The following is a 19,182-nucleotide window of genomic DNA, read 5'->3' as shown; positions in this document are numbered from 1 at the left end:
CGCAGGCCAGCGCTGTGGCCCCTTGGACCGTATCTCTTTTCCGGGCAGGGGGAGAACGTGCTCCTCCGCTTCGAACGCGGAGTCAACTACGTGATCGCGTGTTCCCCGGGAGGGTGACCCGAATCCGGCAGCCGCGGGCGGATTCGGCCACTCCGATCCTCCCGCCGTGCAGATCCACCGCCCAGCGCGCGATCGCCAGTCCCAGCCCCGTTCCGCCGTCGCTGCCCGGCCCGTGCGGTGACGGCGCCTGGCCGCGGTTGAAGCGCTCGAAGACCCGGTGGCGCTCCGCCTCCGGGATACCGGGCCCCTCGTCGATGACCTCCAGCTCCAGCGACTCGGGGTGCGCCCCGCGCCGCGCGAGCACCGTGACCCTGCCGTGCGGCGGGCTGTGCTTGACGGCGTTGTCGATGAGGTTGGCCACCACCTGATGCAGCCGTTCCGCGTCCGCGTGGGCCGTGAGCTCGGGCGGTGACACGTCCAGGTGGAGGTGGACGTCCGTACGGGAATGGTTGCCCGAGCCGGAGGAGAGCCGCCGCTGGGAGGCGGCGAGGTTCGCCTCCTTGAGTACGCCGGAGAGGTACGGCCAGACCTCGAAACGGCGTGCCTTGATCTCGACCACGCCGTTGTCCAGCCGGGACAGGTCGAGGAGGGTCTCCACCAGCCTGCCCAGGCGCTCGGTCTGCTTCAGCGCCGTACGCATGGTCTCCGGGTCGGCGGCGGACACCCCGTCCACCACGTTCTCCAGGACGGCTCTGAGCGCGGCGATGGGCGTGCGCAGCTCGTGGGAGACGTTCGCCACCAGCTCCTTGCGGTGCCGGTCCTCCGCCTCCAGGTCCTCCGCCATGCGGTTGATCGTCTGCGCCAGGTCGCCGAGCTCGTCCCGCCGCCCCGCGCCGCTCACCCGCGTCGTGTAGTCGCCGTGGGAGATCGACCGGGCGACGGAGCGCATCTCGTCCAGCGGCGCGGTCAGGCCATGGGCCACGAACTGCGTGATCAGCAGGGTGGCGATCACGGAGAAGACCGTGATGAACCGGAACTCGGTCCGGGTCCTCAGCGCCACGATCAGCAGTCCGGTCGTGATGAACACCGAGATCACGACCAGCGCGCCCAGCTTGGCCTTGATCGAGAAGGGCCGCAGTCCGGAGCCGGGCCGGGTCATGGCGCGGGGGTCTCCAGGGCGTAGCCGACACCGTGCACGGTGCGGATCCGCTCGGCACCGATCTTCCGGCGCAGAGCCTTGATGTGGCTGTCGACCGTGCGCGTCCCGGAGGCGTCCGCCCAGTCCCAGACCTCGGCCAGCAACTGCTCCCGCGAGAGCACCGCACGCGGGGTGTTGGCCAGGCAGACCAGCAGGTCGAACTCGGTCGGGGTGAGGTGGACGTCGTCGGCGCGCACCCGGACCCGGCGCTGGGCGTGGTCGATCTCCAGCTCACCGAGACGCAGGATGCCGCTGCGGGGGGTCACCGCGGCCAGGGCGGCCCGCTCGACCCGGCGCAGCAGGACGTGGACCCGCGCCGCCAGCTCCCGCATGGAGAACGGCTTCGTCATGTAGTCGTCGGCGCCGACCCCGAGTCCCACCAGCATGTCGGTCTCGTCGTCGCGCGCGGTCAGCATCAGCACCGGCACGGGGCGCTGGGCCTGCACGCGGCGGCAGACCTCCAGGCCGTCGAAACCGGGAAGCATGATGTCGAGCACCATCAGGTCGGGCTGCCACGCCTCGGCCGCGTCCACTGCCGCGGGCCCGTCCAGTGCGGTCTGCACCAGGAAGCCCTCGGCCCGCAGACGGGCGGAGATGGCGTCGACGATCGTCGGGTCGTCCTCGACCACCAGCACCCGGCGCTGAGCCCCGGGGGTGGCCGCGACGCCGTTGTGGGTGGTGTGTGTCTGTTCCATCGCCCCGCCCCTGCCCGTTCTCGCGGAGGCCATTCCCCCGGAGGCACGGTTGTCGCTTGTGAATGTCGTCGGTGATCCCTTGTGCCGGTCAGAGCGTAAAGGCAGAAGAGGCCTCACGGCTACGCAGGGTGTTGTACGTCGTGAAGGTGTTACCCACGGAAAGGGTGCGGATGACCGGCCTCACCGCGTACGACCCCTGGCGGGGCGGGGCCGCGCATACCGGGTGGGGGTTCAGTCGTCCCGGAGTGCGAGATGGACCACGTCCGGCACACCTCGGGCAACGGCTACTTCTTCGGTCGTTACGGCGTGGAATCCGGCATTCCGCAACGCCGGCCCGAACGCGGCGGACGATTGCGCGGACCACACGGCGAGCACCCCGCCAGGGTTCAGACGCGCTCGGCACGCCGCCAGACCCGTCGGCGAATAGAGGTTCCCGTTGTCCTCGGTGACGGTCCAGTCGGGGCCGTTGTCGATGTCCAGGCACAGCGCGTCGTAACGCTCCGTGGTCGTGCGGAGGTGGGCGACCAGGTCCGTGAGCAGGATCTCCGTCCGCGGATCCGCGAGGGCCGCGCCGGAGATCCGGCCGAGCGGGCCGTCCCGGTGCCAGTCCACGACCGCCTGCTCCCGCTCCACGACCGCGATCCTGCCCCAGCGGGGCTCGGCCGCGGCCCGCACCACGGAGAAGCCGACACCGAGCCCGCCGATCAGGACCGACGGGGCGGGCCGGTCCGCGGGCAGGGCGGCGAGTGCGGCGTCGACGAGGAGGCGCTCGGAGCGGCCGTCCGAGGTGTCCATCAGGAAGCAGCCGTTCGCGATGATCTCGAAGTCGTCGCCGCGTTCGCGCAGGACGACTTCGCCGAACGGCCCCTCGCGGCGGTCGAGTACGACGGGGCGGGGGGCGTCTGTGGCGGACATGTGTGCAGGTCTCCGGTCTCCGGCGGGTTGCTGGTCGGCCGTCGATTCTTCCCGCCGCAGGGCCTTCGGACCACTGGTTTCCCGCCACCTCACCCGTGGATGGGACGGGCCCTCACCCGGCGGGCCGGGCGTGCGGGGGCACGTCGGGGGCGCGGGGAATGGCGACGGCCCGGATGGTGCTGCTGTGGAAGTGGAGGCCGCGCTGCGGGGGAGTGGCGCCGCGAGCGGTCGGTGAGAGGGTCCCGCCTTCACCGGTTCTCCGCAGGCCGGAAGCGGCCCGAGCGGTGATCGCCCACAGCGAACAGGGTGTGGGGAACATTCCTGGGCTCACAAGCATTGAGTGCACATAGCTCAACTTGGCTGCCGAAGGGAAGATCATGACTGCTGAGTCCAAGTCCGAGGCGTTCGCGCCGGTCGACCTGCCCGTGCTGCCGCTCGACGACGAGGTCGTACTGCCCGGCATGGTGGTGCCCCTCGATCTGTCGGACGCGGAGGTACGCGCCGCCGTGGAGGCCGCACAGGCCGTCGCCCCGGCCGGCAGCGGCAAGCCCCAGGTGCTGCTCGTGCCGCGCATCGACGGCAGCTACACCGGGATCGGTGTCCTCGGCACGGTCGAGCAGGTCGGCCGCCTTGCCGACGGGGACCCGGGGGCGATCATCAGGGCTCGCCACCGCGTGCGGATCGGTGCCGGCACGAGCGGGCCCGGGAACGCGCTGTGGGTGGAGGGCACCCGGATCGACGTCTCCGCACCCGACCCCCTGCCCGGATCGGCCGCCGAGCTGGCCAAGGAGTACAAGGCCCTCGCCACCAGCTGGCTGAAGAAGCGCGGCGCCTGGCAGGTCGTGGACCGGGTGGAGCAGATCGATGACATCTCCACGCTCGCCGACAACTCCGGTTACTCGCCCTTCCTCACCGTCGCCCAGAAGGTCCGGATGCTGGAGACGGCGGACCCGGTCGCCCGTCTGAAGCTCGCCATCCAGTGGCTCGGAGAGCACCTGGCCGAGCAGGATGTCGCCGAATCCATCGCCAAGGACGTCCAGGAGGGCGTCGACAAGCAGCAGCGCGAGTTCCTGCTGCGGCGCCAGCTCGACGCCGTGCGCAAGGAGCTCTCCGAGCTCAACGGCGAGTCCGGCGCCGACGAGTCCGACGACTACCGTGCCCGCGTCGAGTCCGCCGACCTGCCCGGGAACGTCCGCGAGGCCGCTCTCAAGGAGGTCGAGAAGCTGGAGCGCGCGTCCGACCAGAGCCCCGAGGGCTCCTGGATCAGGACGTGGCTGGACACGGTCCTCGAGCTCCCGTGGACCGAGCGGACCGAGGACGCCTACGACATCAAGGGCGCCCAGGAGGTCCTGGACGCCGAACACGCGGGCCTGCAGGACGTGAAGGAGCGCATCACCGAGTACCTCGCGGTGCGCAAGCGGCGTGCCGACCGCGGGCTGGGTGTGGTCGGAGGCCGCCGGGGCGGTGCGGTGCTGGCGCTCGTCGGCCCGCCCGGAGTCGGCAAGACGTCCCTCGGCGAGAGCGTCGCGCACGCCATGGGACGCAAGTTCGTCCGGGTCGCGCTCGGCGGTGTCCGGGACGAGGCCGAGATCCGCGGTCACCGGCGTACGTACGTCGGCGCACTGCCGGGGCGTATCGTCCGGGCGATCAAGGAAGCCGGGTCGATGAACCCGGTCGTCCTGCTCGACGAGATCGACAAGGTCGGCTCGGACTTCCGGGGCGACCCGGCGGCCGCCCTCCTCGAAGTGCTCGACCCGGCGCAGAACCACACGTTCCGCGACCACTACCTGGAGGTCGAGCTCGACCTGAGCGACGTGGTCTTCCTGGCGACGGCCAACGTCCTCGAAGCCATCCCCGAGGCCCTGCTCGACCGTATGGAGCTGGTGCGGCTGGACGGCTACACCGAGGACGAGAAGGTCGTCATCGCACGCGACCACCTCCTCCCGCGCCAGCTGGAGCGAGCGGGTCTCGAGACGGGTGAGGTCGCGCTCGACGAGTCCGCCCTGCGCAAGCTGGCGGCGGAGTACACCCGGGAAGCCGGAGTGCGGAACCTGGAGCGCGCCGTCGCCCGGCTGCTCCGCAAGGTCGCGGCCCAGCACGAGCTGGGCGACCGGGACCTGCCGTTCACGGTGTCCGAGCAGGACCTGCGTGGCCTGATCGGCCGGCCGCACCACGTGCCGGAGTCCGCCCAGGACCCCGCCGAGCGCCGCACCGCGGTCCCGGGTGTGGCCACCGGGCTCGCTGTGACCGGGGCGGGAGGAGACGTCCTCTTCGTCGAGGCGTCGCTGGCCGATCCCGAGACCGGGGCGTCAGGACTGACCCTGACGGGCCAGCTGGGCGACGTGATGAAGGAGTCCGCGCAGATCGCGCTGAGCTTCCTTCGCTCGCACGGCGCGGAACTGGAGCTCCCCGTCGCGGACCTCAAGGACCGGGGGGCGCACATCCACTTCCCGGCGGGCGCGGTCCCCAAGGACGGCCCGAGTGCCGGTATCACCATGACGACCGCGCTGGCTTCCCTGCTCTCGGGGCGGCTCGTCCGGACCGACGTGGCGATGACCGGTGAGGTGTCACTGACCGGACGGGTGCTGCCGATCGGCGGGCTGAAGCAGAAGCTGCTGGCGGCCCACCGCGCCGGAATCACCACCGTGGTGATCCCCAAGAGGAACGAGGCGGATCTGGACGATGTCCCGGCCGAGGTCCTCGACGCCCTGGAGGTCCACCCGGTGACCGACGTCCGTCAGGTCCTGGACATCGCGCTCGTCCCGGCTTCGGCCAGGGCGGAGACAAGGATCCCGGCCGCGGCATAGGCGCCATGTCGTGACGGGCGTGGCACCACGCGCACGGCCGGTACGGACGGCCCGCTCTCCCCGGAGGGCGGGCCGTTCCGCGTGCGGCGGGGGTCAGGGGCGGTACACCGTGCCGGGCTCCGGCTCGGCCGGAGCCATCAGCTGGGGCACGGTCACGAAGGTGTAGCCCCGCTTCTTCAGGGTGTGGATGATGCCCGGCACCGCGGGGACCGTTCCCTTGTAGATGTCGTGCAGCAGGATGATCCCGTCCTGGCCGGCCTGGTCCAGTATCCGCTTCCGGATCAGCGCCGAGTCGGTCGTGGAGTAGTCCTTGGCGGTGGCGCTCCACAGGATCTGCGAGAGCCCGAGCTCCTCGGAGACCTTCGAGACCTCGTCGTCGGTGCGACCCTGCGGCGGGCGCATCAGCCGGGGCCTCTTGCCCGTGATCCTCTCGATCGCGTCCTGGGTCTTCTCCAGCTCCGCCCGTATCTCACCGGGCTCCTTGCCGGTCAGGATCTCGTGCGACCAGGTGTGGTTGGCGACCTCGTGCCCTTCCGCCTCGATGCGCCGCACGGTGTCCGGGTGCTTCAGGACGTGATCCCTGCCGAGCAGGAAGAAGGTGGCGGGCACCTTCTCCTCCTTGAGGACGTCCAGCAGGTGCGGGGTGTCCTCGGACGGTCCGGCGTCGAAGGTCAGCGCGATGCACTTGGCCTTGCGGCAGTCCGCCCGGCCGAACGATCCCTTGGCGTCCGACGTGGCGTCGGCACGTGCCGATCCGGGCGCCGTGGTCTGCATCGAGCACCCGCCCAGCCCGAAGGTGAGCACGGTCACAAGAGCGGCGGCCAACCCCGCTCCGAACGGTTTCGTCTTTACGGCAACAGGCACGACAGGTCCCCCAAGGTTCGGCAGCACGCCGGCGGCGCGGCACGAAGCGACTATACATAGTGCGTATACGCGCAATGAATAGTGGGCCGTGCGGGAAGCGCGGGGCCCGGTGGCCCGGGGGATCGTCAACCGGCACCTGCCAGGACGCCGCGGTGGCCGCCGCCGGCATCCACGCTCCCCCACGCGTGCGGAGCCGCCTCCGGGAGGAGGGTCCGGCCGATGCCGGAGGGCCGCGCCTGCGAAATACTGGGCCGGCTGCGGTGATGACCGGAGTCGAGGAACAGAATCATTCGCGGGACAGCGTGTGAGGGGTGCGGACGTGCACGGCAGCGGAAGCGGCGACGGACCCGGCGCAAGCGCCGGAAGCGGTGTGGACCACGAGTTCCTCGCGCTGGAGCGTGAGTTGGCGGTCTTCCTGCGCCGGGCGCGCGCCAGTTCCGGGGAGATGGCGCGCGAGGTCCACCCGGATCTGGAATCCGCCGCGTACGGACTTCTCGTACGGCTGGAGTCGACCGGGCGGCAGCGGGCCACCGATCTGGCGGCGTACTTCGGCGTCGGCAAGGCGACCATGAGCCGTCAGCTGCGGGCCCTGGAGACCCTCGGGCTCGTGGCGCGGGAGACCGACCCGGCGGACGGCCGTGCCTCGCTCGTCCACCTCACCGACGAGGGTCTCGCGCGCTTCCGCACGGTCCGTGACGCACGGCGCGGCCGGTACGCCCGCAAGCTCGCCGGCTGGGACCGTGCCGAAGTCGCGGAACTGGCCAGACTGCTGCACCACCTCAACGAGCGCACCGAGAGCTGAGGGCGGCCCCGGCCGGTGCGGCTACAGCTCCACGAGCACCGCCGTCGCGTCGTCGTGCCTCTTCCCCCGGCGCAGGTGCACGCGCTCGGTGTCGGCCCGCTCCAGCTCCCGCACCCTGTCGATCAGCCCCTGCGGCCCGTCCTTGCGCAGCAGTCCCAGAGTGGCGGCCCAGTCGCCCTCCCGGAACGTCTCCGTCCACCGGCTCGCCCCGTCGGTCATCGCCGCCAGCGCCCGCACCTCGGCCCGGGGGGTCTCTCCGGTCACCGCGCGTGACGCCACCCCGGGGTCCGCGGCGGCCGTGAAGAATCCGCCCTCCTTGTTCCGTACGCGCGCGTCCGCGATCTCCTCCGAGGCGAGCGAGCCGGGCGGCAGCCGGTCCAGACGGTCGTCGAGCAGGGGGCGCACGGAGCCGTCGGGTGCCTCGAGGAGCAGGGCCGAGTCGGAGAGCACGAGGTGCTCCACGCGACGGTCGTCCCAGCGCGCCAGGACCACGGTCGCCTGAGGGGTGCGCGGGTGAGAAAGGTCACACTCCGAACGGTGAACATCGGCAGTGCGGCGAATGGACAGGGCGAGAATCTCGGCAAGCGTCAGATCCCGCCGTGAAGCGGACAGTTCGACCAGTGCCCCCCCCAGTCGCGCGGTGAACCAGGGGACCGAGTGCACACAGCCGTCGTCGTGCCGCGGGGGCGTGACTCCGTCCAGCAGGGCAAGGGTGCCGCCCAGGCCGGCCGCAGGAGCCGCGACCGACACCCAGTCCTCGTTGGGACGTTCGGGACTGCCTGGTCCGGTGGCGAGGTCGATGCGCATCCGGCCAGTCTGCACGATGCCTTCACGCACCCTGCACGATCGTGCTGTTGGGCCGTACCGGCAGGTCAAAGGGGTCACACCGACCGGGCGGGATGTCTTGCGCATATGCGGGCGGGCATCCTGCCAAAGCCGGGCCGGAAGTTCCACCCGGCAGCCCGCGCATGGCCGAGGCGGCCCGTGGGGAGACTTGTTCGCCAACTCCAGAGTGATGTTCACTCGTTCGAGTGGCGGAGCGGTTGATGCGCGGCCCCCTCCCAAACACGCTGGAATGGTCGGAAGCCGTACGGCGCACACCAGGGTGGGGTGTTCCACACACGTGACCGTGCGTCACCTCTGCTTCAAGGGCGGACGAGTCAAGATTGCGAGCACCGGTGCAGAAGAAGCGGCCTCGGAGCAAGGACGGCACGCGCGAGGAGTCCGGGGCCGTGCCCCAGGCGGCGAGCGCCTCCAAGCGGACCGTACGCGTACGCAACCGGCTCGTCGCCGGTGTTGCCGTCGTGGGGATCACCGTCATAGCTGCGGGCGCCCCTGCGGCCCTGGGTGCCTCCTCCGACCTCAACGAGTCCCAACGGCTGGTCACGCTCGCCGCGCTGAACCAGCAGGCCATCACCCTCGCGCACTCCCTCGCGGACGAGCGTGACGGTGTCGTCGCCCACATCGCCGGAGGGCGCGACGAGGCAGGCAAGGACGACACGGCGAGCCTCGCGGCCCGAGTCGACCAGCAGGTCGACGAGATCCGGGAGACCGCCCCTGCGGCCCTGCGCCGCGACCTCTCCGGCATCCCCTCGCTGCGCCGCACCGCGCTGACGGGCAAGGGTTCGGCGACGGAGGCCTACCAGGCGTACTCCGAGGTCGTGGCCAAGCTCCACGACCTCGCGGACGAACTCGCCGAGAAGACCCCGCCGCGCGCCGCCGACGCCACCAGGGCCCCGCTCGCCCTGGGCGCAGCCGTCGAGCAGGCCTCCGCGACCCGGGGGCTCCTGCTGGCCGCACTCGCGGTGCCCGGCACGGAGCCGCAGCAGCCGCAGATCGACCCCTTCACCGGCCTGCCCGTCCGGAACCAGGACGAGAGCGGCGGCGAGGACGACCGCACGCGCGACGAGCTGAGCGCCGCCGCCCAGCAGGCCCGGGTGCGTGAACTCGCCTCCCTCGCCGACTTCGACCAGGCTGCCGGCCCTTCCGCCAGGGACCGGCTCGCCTCCACGGTCACGGGCTCCCAGGTCACCAGCGCGGAGAAGTACCTCACCCGCTTCACCGACCGCCCCGAACTGTCGGACGCGGACCGGTCGGCCGACCCCGAGAAGGTCGAGGCGGCCCTCTCCGCCCGGATCGACCGCATGCGCAGCGTCGAGTCCGCCCTGGGAACGGCCCAGGTCGAACGACTCGAGGCACTGCGCGACGACGACGTCACCGCGCTCGAACTCCGCCTGGCCCTGCTCGGCGGCTGCCTGCTCATCGCCGTGGGCGTGTCCACCGCCGTCGCCCGCACCCTCACCCAGCCGCTGGCCGTCCTGCGCATCGGCGCCGGCCGCATCGCCGCCGAGCCGGAGACCGCCGAACCGGTCCGCTACACCGGGCGCAACGACGAGTTCGCCCAGGTCGTCCGGTCCATCAACGCCCTGCACGGCAGGCTGCACGGGCTGCACCACGACGTCACCGGACGGCTGGAGAGCCTCCAGGCCGAGCGCGGCGAACTCGTCGCCGGCCGTGAGGCCCTCACCCACCAGCGTGCCGAACTGCAGGTGCAGGTCGCGGAACTCGGCTCCCAGCTGGAGCGGCTGCGGAACACGGTCCACCACACCTTCGTGAACCTCTCGCTGCGCACCCTCGGCCTGGTCGAGCGTCAGCTCGGCGTGATCGAGGGCATGGAGGAGCGGGAGCAGGACCCGGAGCGCCTCGCCACGCTCTTCAAGCTGGACCACATGGCGACCGTGATGCGCCGGCACAGCGAGAACATGCTGGTCCTCGCGGGAGCCGATCACGGCCAGGGCCACGTGAACCCGATTCCGCTCGTCGACGTACTGCGCGCCGCGGTCAGCGAGATCGAGCGGTATGAGCGGGTCACCATCCAGTCCCTGCCGCCGCACGCCCAGATCGCCGGCTTCGCCGCCGACGACCTGAGTCACCTGGTCGCCGAACTCCTGGAGAACGCGACGTCCTTCTCGCCGCCCGACTCCCATGTCGAGCTCTCCGGCTGGCTGCTGGAGACCGGGGAGGTGATGCTCTCGGTCCAGGACGAGGGCATCGGCATGTCGGCGGTCCGGATGAGCGAGCTCAATGCCAGGCTTGCGGACCCGGCGTCCTTCGAAGCCGGTGAACAGGCCGCGGACGGGGCGGGTCTGGGACTTCAAGTGACGTCGCTCCTTGCTGCCCGCCACGGTGTGCGGGTCCAGTTGCGCGAGCAGACGGGGAGCGGGGTGACAGCGGTCGTGGTGCTTCCGCAGGCCCTGCTGCCCAAGGCCCCGCCGACCGCGTCCCCGCCGCCGGTCCAGCTGCCCGGCGACGCGCCCACGCTGAATCTTCCCGGGTCGGTCGCCGAGGCCAACTCGAACGCGCTGCCCGCCCGTTCCGTCCCTCCGGAGGGCGATCCCCTGATCGCCGCCGCCGAGGAGACCCTGCGCACGACGGTCACCGAGCCGACGCCCACGGAGACGGCCCCCGAGGCGTCCGCACCGGCGGCCCCGCCGGCCGAGGCGTCCGCACCGGCGGAACCCGCCCCCGAGGCACCCCCGGCCGGTCCCGTCACCGAAGCACCTCCTGCCGAACCCGCCCCTGAGGCATCCGCCCCGGCCGAAGCCGTCACCGAGGTGCCCGCACCGGTCCGGTCGGCCGACGGTCCCGCGCTCCTGACCGGCACCGAGCCCGTGCCCGATGCGGGTCGGGAGGCCCCGGCTCGCGAGGAGTCCGAGGCCGAGACCACGATGCAGGTCCGGCTCCCCGTGCAGAAGGACGCGCCGGGACCGTACGCCATAGGGCCCGACAGCCATGAGCGCGCCGCCGACGCCGCCGCGACGCCCGTGGCCGACGCCGTTCCCGGCCCCCGGCAGCCGCTGACCGGGCTCGGCGAGGAGGTGCCCGACCCGGCACCCTTTCCCGAGCGTCTCACCGACAAGGGCCTCCCCAAGCGCACGCCCAGAATCGCGGCGCCCGCACCGGCCGCGCCCGTTGCGCGTCCGGGCGGCCTGGACAGGGAAGCCCTGCGCCGCCGGCTCGGCGGATTCCACCAGGGAGCCAAGGACGGCCGGCGCGACGTGGAGAGCGAGATCGCCGAGGGCGGCCCGCAGACCGACCACCATGAGCTGGAAGGCCGTACCGACGGCCGTATCGATGAGACGGGGGACACAGTCGAGGAGGCACGCAGTTGACTGCGCCGAGCACATTCGGGCTGAGTTCCGAGGCCCGTAACCTTCACTGGCTGCTGAGCAATCTCGTGGAGGAGGTGCCAGGGGTCCACTCGGTCACCGTCGTCTCGTCCGACGGGCTGATGCTGCTCTCCTCCGACCCCGGACTCGCGGCGGCCAAGGCGGCGGGCGGGCACCGAGGCCCCAAGGGCTCCAGCGCCGACCTCGCCACCATCGTCTCCGGCATCGGGTCGCTCACGATCGGCGCCGCGAAGCTGATGGACGGCGGCGGCGTCAAGCAGACGATGGTCGCGATGGACGAGGGAAGCGTCTTCGTCATGTCGATCAGCGACGGTTCCCTGCTCGGTGTGCACGCCACCCCCGACTGCGACATGAGCGTCGTCGCTTACCACATGGCGCTCTTCGTCGGCCGCGCCGGACACGTACTCACCCCCGAACTCCGCAGTGAGCTGCGCAAATCGATGGAGAGCACCCAGTGACGTCAGCTGCTGAACCCGTACGGAAACTGCCCGTCCGGGGCGCCGACCGCAAGGCCGCACGGGTCCGCCCGTACTCCCTGACCGGTGGGCGCACCCGCTTCGGCCACGTGCTGCTCGTCGAGACGTTCGTCGCCGCACTCGAGGCACCCGAGGAGCGCCGGGAGCTCACGAACGGCAATCTCGCCTCGCGGGTCATGCCCGAGCTGCGCGCCATCGTGGAACTCTGCCGGCGTATGCGTACGGTCGCGGAGATCTCGGCCCTGCTGAAGATGCCGCTCGGTGTGGTCCGGGTGCTGCTCAGCGACCTGGCCGACCAGGGAAAGATCCGCGTGTACGGGACCGGTCACGGCGCCGGTCAGCCCGACCGCGCACTGCTCGAAAGGGTTCTCAATGGACTCCGCCGTCTCTGAGGCGCCGCTCTTCACCCCCCGTCAGCCGGGCCCGCGCGAGCAGCCCGACGAGTCCGTCCAGGACTGGCAGCTCGACCACACACGTGCGCCGATCGCCACCAAGATCGTGGTCGCGGGCGGCTTCGGCGTGGGCAAGACGACGTTCGTCAGCTCGGTCTCCGAGATAACCCCGCTGCAGACCGAAGCGCTGATGACACAGGCCAGCGAGGAGACCGACGACCTCACGGCCACGCCCGACAAGGTCACGACGACCGTGGCGATGGACTTCGGCCGTCTCACCCTCGACGACGACCTCGTCCTGTACGTCTTCGGCACCCCCGGTCAGCAGCGTTTTTGGTTCATGTGGGACGACCTCGTGCGCGGCGCGATCGGCGCGGTCGTCCTGGCCGACACCCGGCGGCTCGCCGACTGCTTCCCGGCCCTTGACTACTTCGAGAGCTGCGGCCTTCCGTACATCGTCGCCGTCAACCACTTCGAGGGCACGGAGGGTTTCGAGGAGGCAGACGTCAGGGAAGCCCTGTCCGTCCCGCCGCACGTACCTGTTGTGATCATGGATGCGCGTAACAGGATCACGGTCGTCGAGTCCCTGCTCGCCCTGGTGGGCCACGCACTCGACGTCGCGCCCGCGTAACCGTCAACGCACCCAGTACACGTAACGGAGAACCCCGATGCGGAAGATACTCATAGTCGGAGCCGGTCAGTCCGGCCTCCAGCTGGCCCTCGGACTGCAGTCCAACGGCTACGAAGTCACCCTGATGTCCAACCGCACGGCGGACGAGATCCGGTCCGGCCGCGTCATGTCGACGCAGTGCATGTTCGACACGGCTCTCCAGCACGAGCGCGACCTCCAGCTCAACTTCTGGGAGTCGCAGGCCCCGCGGATCGACGGCCTCGGCGTCTCGGTCGCCGGGCCCGACTCCTCCCGCGTCATCGACTGGGTGGGGAGGCTCGACGGGTACGCGCAGTCGGTCGACCAGCGCGTGAAGATGGCCGGCTGGATGGACACCTTCGCCCAGCGCGGTGGTCAGCTCGTGATCCACGGCGCGGCCGTGTCCGACCTGGACTACTTCTCCCGCACGTACGACCTGGTGATGGTCTCGGCCGGGAAGGGCGAGCTGGTCTCCATGTTCGGCCGGGACGCCTCCCGTTCGCCGTACGACGCCCCCCAGCGCGCGCTGGCCGTCGCGTACGTCCACGGAATGGGCCCGCGCCCGGAGCACCCGGACTTCGAGGCGGTCCGCTGCAACCTGGTCCCGGGTGTCGGCGAGCTGTTCGTCATGCCGACCCTGACCACGTCGGGCCGTGCGGACATCCTGTTCTGGGAGGGCATCCCCGGCGGTCCGCTGGACGCCTTCCGGGGCATCAAGGACCCCGCGGAGCACCTGGCCAAGACGCTGGAGCTCATGGAGAAGTTCACCCCGTGGGAGTACGCGCGCGCCACCAAGGTCGAGCTGACCGACGCCAACGCCACGCTGGCGGGCCGTTACGCCCCGACCGTGCGCAAGCCCGTCGGGCGGCTGCCCGGCGGCGGTCTGGTCCTCGGGGTGGGGGACGTGGTCGTCGCCAACGACCCGATCACCGGGCAGGGTTCGAACACGGCGTCCAAGTGTGCGCACTCCTACCTGAACTCGATCCTCGAACACGGCGACCGCGAGTTCGACGAGGCGTTCATGGAAGCCACCTTCGCGCGGCACTGGGAGAACACCCAGCACGTCGTGAAGTGGACGAACGCGATGCTCGGCCCGCCGCCGGAGCACGTGCTGAACCTCATCGGCGCAGCCGGTCAGCTCCAGCCCGCCGCAGACCGGTTCGCCAACGGGTTCGACAACCCGGCGGACTTCGACAACTTCTTCTTCGAGCCGGAGAAGACGAACGCGTACCTGGGCTCGCTCACCGGGGCCCAGTAGAAGATCCGACCCCGGAGCGCCGTTCGCCCGTGGTTGTCCGTGAGCAGCCCTCGGACAGCTCACGCACAACCACGGACCCGGCTTGTCAGCTCGCCTGCGAACGTCCCGTCACACGCTGCGTGTCCGTGGGCTCGACACCCGCTTCGTCGACGACCCCGTGCTCGATCACGGCGTTGCTCGACAACAGGGTCCCGCTCTCGCCGTACTTCGTGTCCCGGGTGAGGTAGCTCCCGCATGGTCAGGGCCGCGAGTGCGGCTTCTCCTGTCATCTCTCCGTGGCCGGTGCCGGGTTCCGTCCGAAGCGGAGATTTTTCGTCGGCGAGCCGGGCGCGGGCGCGCGAGAGGCGTGAGCGCACGGTCCCGACGGGGATCCCGAGCACGTCGGCGGTCTGCTGGTAGTCGAGCCCGGACCACACGCACAGGGTCAGGACTTCTCTCTCGTGGCGCCGCAGCCGGTCGAGCGCGCCCTGGACGGCTTGGAGCCGGCGGGCGTCGTCGACGCGTCCGGCGACGTCGCCGGAGAAGTCCGGGACCACGGGAGGTTGTCGCTGCCGGCCGAGGAACGCGACCCGGCGTCGCAGGCGCCGCCGGGCGTTCTCCGCTTTGTGGGTGGCGATCCCGAGGAGCCATGGGGTGAGCGGGCCCCCTTCGGGATCCACCCGCTCCCGTGCCTGCCACGCGGACAGGAATGTCTCGGACATGATGTCCTGGGCTGCAGCCCAGTCGCCGGTGAGCCACAGCGCGTGCCGGTAGACGGCGCCGGAGCACTTCTCGTACAGCTCGGCGAACGCGTCGCGCTCGCCCGCCCGTATCCGCGGGCGCAGCTCGTTCTCTGGTTCCCTCACACCGGTACCTCTCCGCCGCGGCAGGGAAGTTCCTGTGACGCGCACCACGGCCGCAGAACCGGACGACGAGGGGGCAAAGCGCCGATTCGCCGTGGGTCGGCCGGGAAGACAAAGGGTATCGCGTGGAGTCTTTCGGGCGTTTTCCCCGCCCTTTCACGCACGGAGACCGGGGCGGCACCTGCCGTCCTCAGGGACCGACGGACGTGCGGTCCGGTGTCCCGCCCTCCCTTGTCAGGCCTCCGGCGCGTCGTACCCGGCGTCCGCGCCCGCTGTGGCGTCGGCCGGCAGTTCCGGCCGTGTGTAGGTGCTCAGCGGCGAGCTGTCCGGGTCCGGGCGGACCGCTCCCAGCAGGGGGTTCGACGCGAGGGGCGAGACCTTCACCGTGGCGCCCGGTCTGGGTGCCTGCACCACCAGGCCGTCGCCGATGTACAGCGCGACGTGCGTGGCCTTCGGGAAGTAGACCACCAGGTCGCCGGGGCGCAGCGAGGAGACCGGCACCCTCGGCAGCTGCCGCCACTGCTCCTGCGAGGTACGCGGGATCTCCCGCCCCGCCGCCGACCACGCCTGCGAGGTCAGCCCGGAGCAGTCGTACGAATCCGGCCCCTCGGCGCCCCAGACGTACGGCTTGCCGATCTGCTCGACGGCGTACCGGACGGCCTCCCCGCCCTCCCCGGTCGGCGCGCGTACCGAACTGAGTGCCCCCGACGCGGTCAGTGCGTCCTGGGCCTTGTCGATGTTCTTGCGCTCCAGCGCCTCCAGCGCGGCGAGCTGTTCCTCCGACAGCGAGGCGAGCACCGCCTCGATTCCGTTCAGCCGGGACCGTACGGTGTCGTGCTGCTGCTTCTGCCGTGCGACCAGCACCCTCTGCCGGTCGCGGAGCGCGCGTGACCTGGCCGCGAGCGCCTCGGCGCGCTTCTCCGCCCCGGTCAGCCGGTCGACCGCGGCGGCCCGTCCTGCCTGGACGCGCTCGATGACGTGGCTCTGTTCCAGGGCGTGCGCCGGGTCGTCGGCGAGCAGCAGCCGCAGGTACACGGAGAAGCCGGTGTCTCCCTGGTACTGGTCGCGCGCGATCCGGCCCGCCTCGCGGCGTCCCGAGTCCAGCGCGCTGCGTGCCGCGGCGAGCCGGCCGTCCAGCTTCGCCGCCTCGGCGGTGCGCTTCCTGAGCTCTTCGGAGGTGCCGGTGTAGAGCTCGCCGGCCTCCTCCGCGCCCTGATAGAGCGTCTGCAGCTGCCTGAGAAGTCCGGCGACGCCCTGCGGTGCGCCTGCGGCCGGGGCGGGAGCGGGCTCCGGTCCCGCGGGTTCCGCGACCGCGGGGGAGGCCGCGAAGAGGGCGGCCAGCGCCGCGGTGCAGAGGGTCCGCGTGAACCCGCGTGCCACGACATCACCTCCGGTGACAGGGGCGACGCCGATTAATCGGACTACCCCACAAGTGCTCGGATCTGGTCCATCCGGTCACTCGGTGCCGTGCGATGCAAGGACCGCCCGGCATGCCGCCGGGAGGATGCCCCGAACGGTGGACGCCGGGACGTCACTCCCGGGTCACTCCACGGGGAACGCGTAGAAGGCCCGTTCGCGCTGGACGACGGCCGTCCTCCCGGTGGCCAGCACCCGGTACGGCGCGGTCACCGCGGCGCCCTTCGGGTCCTGCGCCCCGATGTCCTGGAACTTCCACAGGCGCCGGCCGTCCGCCGCCGCGAACGCGGTCACCTGCGTGGCGTCGGCGGCGAACAGCGTCTTCCCGCCCGCGCCTACGGTCAGGACCGGGATGCCGACGCCGAGCGGCGCTTCGGTGGAACGCCGCCAGAGGAGCCGCCCGGTCGCCCGCTCGACCGCGCCGACCTGCTGGTCGCGGTTCGTGATGTGCAGTGCCGTCCCCGCCGGCACGGGGGTGCCGAAGACCGACGACGCCGTGCCGCCGAGCGTCCAGACCGGCTTGCCGCTCGCCGTGTCGAAGGCCTGCAGGTCGTCGCCGACCGCGCCGTACAGCCGTCCCTCCTCGTCGCCCGCGACCGCACCGGCGGGGGCGAGCGCACCGAACTGCCGGGCCCACAGGAGTTTCCCGGTGGCGCGGTCGAAGCTCCGGAAGAGCGCCCTGCCCTTGCCGGCGGTGACGTCCGCGGGGGTCAGCGTCGCGACGTCCTGGCGCACGACGACATCGGCGTCACGGACCGCGGTCAGCCGGTAGACGGGGGTACCGGGCGCCCGCCCCGGGGGAACGGCCACGCGCCAGAGTTCCCTGCGCCGCACCACGTCGTACGCGAAGAACCAGGCCTTGGCGACCTGGATGTCCTTGCCTGGCTTCTTCCCCTTCTTCGGCTTCGGTGCCTTCACGGTGACGGTGTTCGACCCGGTGAACCAGACGACGTCGCCCGACCCGCCGGTCAGCGGGGCGACCCTCATGCCGGGTACGCCGGTGAACTGGTCCAGGAAGCGGACCCGGTGCACGACGCGCCCGTCCTCGGACGACAGCCACAGGAACTCGGTCGGGCTCGCCAGGAAGCAGAGGCCCTCGCCGGCGGCCCGGACGGCCTGGGCCCCGGCGGCGTCGGCACGCTGCCAGACCTTCCGCCCGGTCCGCAGGTCGACGGCGGTGGCCCCGGCCGTGTCGGTGAGCACCAGCAACTCGTCCCGCCACACGGCCGCGGTGAGCGGAGCGGGTGCGGCGGCGGGGTGGTGGTACATCCAGCGGGGACCGGGCGCCTGGCCCGGGAGCGTGGGACGGGGTGCGGGCGCGGGCTTGTCGTCGGAGGCTGACGCGCTGTCGCCGGAGCCCAGAGCGGCGACAGCGGTCCCGCCGAGCACCAGGCCGGCCACTCCGGCACCGACCGTGGTGAGCAGGGCCCGCCGGCTGGTGACCGGCGCGGGCGCCGCGGCGGGGGGTGGGGCGGGCAGGGCGAGGGGCGAGGGCGCTGCGGCCCGGAGGGCGTACGGGAACTGCTGTGCGGGTGCGGCCGGCAGGGCTGGGGGGTGAGGCGGTACGGGCCCGGTCGCCTCGCGTGGGAGGGCCAGCTGGGTCGTGACCCGGTCGGTCTGCGGCGGGCGCGCCACGGTCCCGAGGAAGCGGGTGGTCCGGCTGTCCTCGCCGGAGGTCCCGCCGTCCGTGTCGCCCCCGGGCCGGTCCGGGGACGCACCGGCCGTGGCCGTCCCCGCCGCCGCGTCCTCGCCCGGTTCCGCGGGCGGCTCCACGGCGCGGGCCCGCTCCGCCTGGTCCGACACCGCCGCCGCCAGCGGACCGGGGAGCCAGCCGCCCCTGGCCAGGCCCGCGGCGCCCTCCAGCGCCAGCTCCGCCGCGACGGATCCGGCACTCGGCCGGGCAGCCGGGTCCTTCGCCAGGCAGCCCGCGATCAGTGCGCGCAACTCATCCGGTACGGAGCCGAGTTCGGCCGAGCCGTGCGCGATCCGCTCCGCGGCCTCGTCGACGGGGCCGTCGGCCAGCGGGGTCGTCCCGGTCGCCGCGTAGGCCAAAAGCAACCCCAGGACGAACAGGTCGGAAGCGGGGCCGGCGTCCGCACCCCCGATCTGCTCCGGGGTGAGGTAGCCGAGCCGTACCGAGAGCTGGCCGCCCTCCCTGGCCTCGGCCGCGACCGCCGCGCCGAGGGGCCCGAAGGCGGTCAGCCGGGGGCCGTCCTCGGCCAGGAGCACCGTCTCCGGTGCCAGTCCCTGGAGGACGCTCCCCGTGGCGTGCACCCGGGAGAGGGTCTCGGCCAGGCCGGCGCCCAGTATCCGCACGGCCCGCTCCGGCAGAGGCCCGGCGAGGGCGATCGCCTCCGCGAGCGTCAGGGCGGGCACGTACGCCGCCACCGTCCACAGCCCCTCGTCGTCCGGCGACGTGAGCGGCGGCTGGACCCAGCCGCCGGCCAGCCGTTCGGCGGTGCGCGCTTCGGCGGCGAAACGGCGCCGGAACGCGGGCAGGGCGGCCAGGGCGGGCCGCGCGGCGGTCACCACCGCGAGGCCGTCACCGTCCGCGCCACGGGTCAGGAAGTGCACCGCGCTCGCACGCTCCCGGAGGCGGGCCAGGGCGGTGTACGGGCCGAAGCGGCGTGGATCGTCCTGACGCAGCGCCTCCATGGCGCACCCCCCTTGTGACCGTC

Annotated in this window: 14 protein-coding genes and 1 pseudogene; 7 read left to right on the top strand and 8 right to left on the bottom strand. The window is 72.0% G+C overall.

Features of this window, described 5'->3' with window-relative positions; all coding sequences use genetic code 11:
• Positions 1-82: 82 nt before the first annotated feature.
• From OG206_RS10920 to OG206_RS10910, 3 genes are all read right to left on the bottom strand, one after another.
• Positions 83-1,159 (bottom strand): HAMP domain-containing sensor histidine kinase, encoded by a 1,077-nt coding sequence (locus OG206_RS10920; RefSeq protein ID WP_327114773.1) that lies wholly within the window; start codon positions 1,157-1,159, stop codon positions 83-85.
• Positions 1,156-1,893 carry a response regulator transcription factor gene (locus OG206_RS10915; protein WP_056794186.1) on the bottom strand — a complete coding sequence of 246 codons (738 nt, stop codon included), beginning with the start codon at positions 1,891-1,893 and terminating at the stop codon, positions 1,156-1,158. Before OG206_RS10915 ends, OG206_RS10920 begins: the two co-directional genes overlap by 4 nt.
• 231 nt (positions 1,894-2,124) lie before the next feature.
• Positions 2,125-2,808 (bottom strand): spermidine synthase, encoded by a 684-nt coding sequence (locus OG206_RS10910; protein WP_327114769.1) that lies wholly within the window; start codon positions 2,806-2,808, stop codon positions 2,125-2,127.
• 377 nt (positions 2,809-3,185) lie between these two features.
• Between OG206_RS10910 and lon the strand changes: the two genes are divergently transcribed.
• A complete protein-coding gene (gene lon, locus OG206_RS10905; RefSeq protein WP_327114767.1) occupies positions 3,186-5,615 on the top strand; it encodes an endopeptidase La in 2,430 nt (809 codons plus the stop codon).
• 93 nt (positions 5,616-5,708) lie between these two features.
• Here lon and OG206_RS10900 read toward each other — a convergent pair whose 3' ends face one another.
• Complete coding sequence (locus OG206_RS10900) at positions 5,709-6,389, bottom strand: polysaccharide deacetylase family protein (RefSeq protein ID WP_327122231.1); 681 nt, start codon at positions 6,387-6,389, stop codon at positions 5,709-5,711.
• Between the two features lie 409 nt (positions 6,390-6,798).
• Here OG206_RS10900 and OG206_RS10895 point away from each other — a divergent pair, with 409 nt between their 5' ends.
• Complete coding sequence (locus OG206_RS10895; RefSeq protein WP_327114765.1) at positions 6,799-7,281, top strand: MarR family winged helix-turn-helix transcriptional regulator; 483 nt, start codon at positions 6,799-6,801, stop codon at positions 7,279-7,281.
• Between the two features lie 21 nt (positions 7,282-7,302).
• On the opposite strand, the gene OG206_RS10890 is transcribed toward OG206_RS10895, so the two are convergent.
• Entirely contained in the window at positions 7,303-8,088 is a 786-nt protein-coding gene (locus tag OG206_RS10890) for a hypothetical protein (RefSeq protein WP_327114763.1), read from the bottom strand.
• Positions 8,089-8,459: 371 nt separating this feature from the next.
• Between OG206_RS10890 and OG206_RS10885 the strand changes: the two genes are divergently transcribed.
• From OG206_RS10885 to OG206_RS10865, 5 genes are read left to right on the top strand one after another with little or no spacing between them, the layout of a single operon-like run.
• Positions 8,460-11,453: a sensor histidine kinase gene (locus OG206_RS10885; protein ID WP_327114761.1), complete on the top strand. Its 2,994-nt coding sequence runs from the start codon at positions 8,460-8,462 to the stop codon at positions 11,451-11,453.
• Positions 11,450-11,929 (top strand): roadblock/LC7 domain-containing protein, encoded by a 480-nt coding sequence (locus OG206_RS10880; protein WP_327114759.1) that lies wholly within the window; start codon positions 11,450-11,452, stop codon positions 11,927-11,929. Before OG206_RS10885 ends, OG206_RS10880 begins: the two co-directional genes overlap by 4 nt.
• Positions 11,926-12,339 carry a DUF742 domain-containing protein gene (locus OG206_RS10875; protein WP_145803226.1) on the top strand — a complete coding sequence of 138 codons (414 nt, stop codon included), beginning with the start codon at positions 11,926-11,928 and terminating at the stop codon, positions 12,337-12,339. The genes OG206_RS10880 and OG206_RS10875 overlap by 4 nt, the downstream gene beginning before the upstream one ends.
• Positions 12,320-12,970 carry a GTP-binding protein gene (locus OG206_RS10870; RefSeq protein ID WP_327114754.1) on the top strand — a complete coding sequence of 217 codons (651 nt, stop codon included), beginning with the start codon at positions 12,320-12,322 and terminating at the stop codon, positions 12,968-12,970. The genes OG206_RS10875 and OG206_RS10870 overlap by 20 nt, the downstream gene beginning before the upstream one ends.
• A gap of 37 nt (positions 12,971-13,007) precedes the next feature.
• On the top strand, positions 13,008-14,246 hold the full coding sequence (locus OG206_RS10865) for a styrene monooxygenase/indole monooxygenase family protein (protein WP_327114752.1): 1,239 nt from the start codon (positions 13,008-13,010) through the stop codon (positions 14,244-14,246).
• A gap of 227 nt (positions 14,247-14,473) precedes the next feature.
• Here OG206_RS10865 and OG206_RS10860 read toward each other — a convergent pair.
• The 3 genes and pseudogenes from OG206_RS10860 to OG206_RS10850 form a co-directional block, all read right to left on the bottom strand.
• Positions 14,474-15,070: pseudogene (locus tag OG206_RS10860) on the bottom strand (RNA polymerase sigma factor); the annotation flags it as partial.
• A gap of 252 nt (positions 15,071-15,322) precedes the next feature.
• Positions 15,323-16,468: a C40 family peptidase gene (locus OG206_RS10855; RefSeq protein WP_327114750.1), complete on the bottom strand. Its 1,146-nt coding sequence runs from the start codon at positions 16,466-16,468 to the stop codon at positions 15,323-15,325.
• A gap of 162 nt (positions 16,469-16,630) precedes the next feature.
• Positions 16,631-19,159: an outer membrane protein assembly factor BamB family protein gene (locus OG206_RS10850; protein WP_327114747.1), complete on the bottom strand. Its 2,529-nt coding sequence runs from the start codon at positions 19,157-19,159 to the stop codon at positions 16,631-16,633.
• Positions 19,160-19,182: the final 23 nt, after the last annotated feature.

Origin of the sequence: Streptomyces sp. NBC_01341, assembly GCF_035946055.1 — a bacterium.
Lineage (GTDB): Bacteria > Actinomycetota > Actinomycetes > Streptomycetales > Streptomycetaceae > Streptomyces.
The sequence above is the reverse complement of the archived record's forward strand: the minus strand, read 5'-3'. Positions and strand labels throughout refer to the sequence as shown.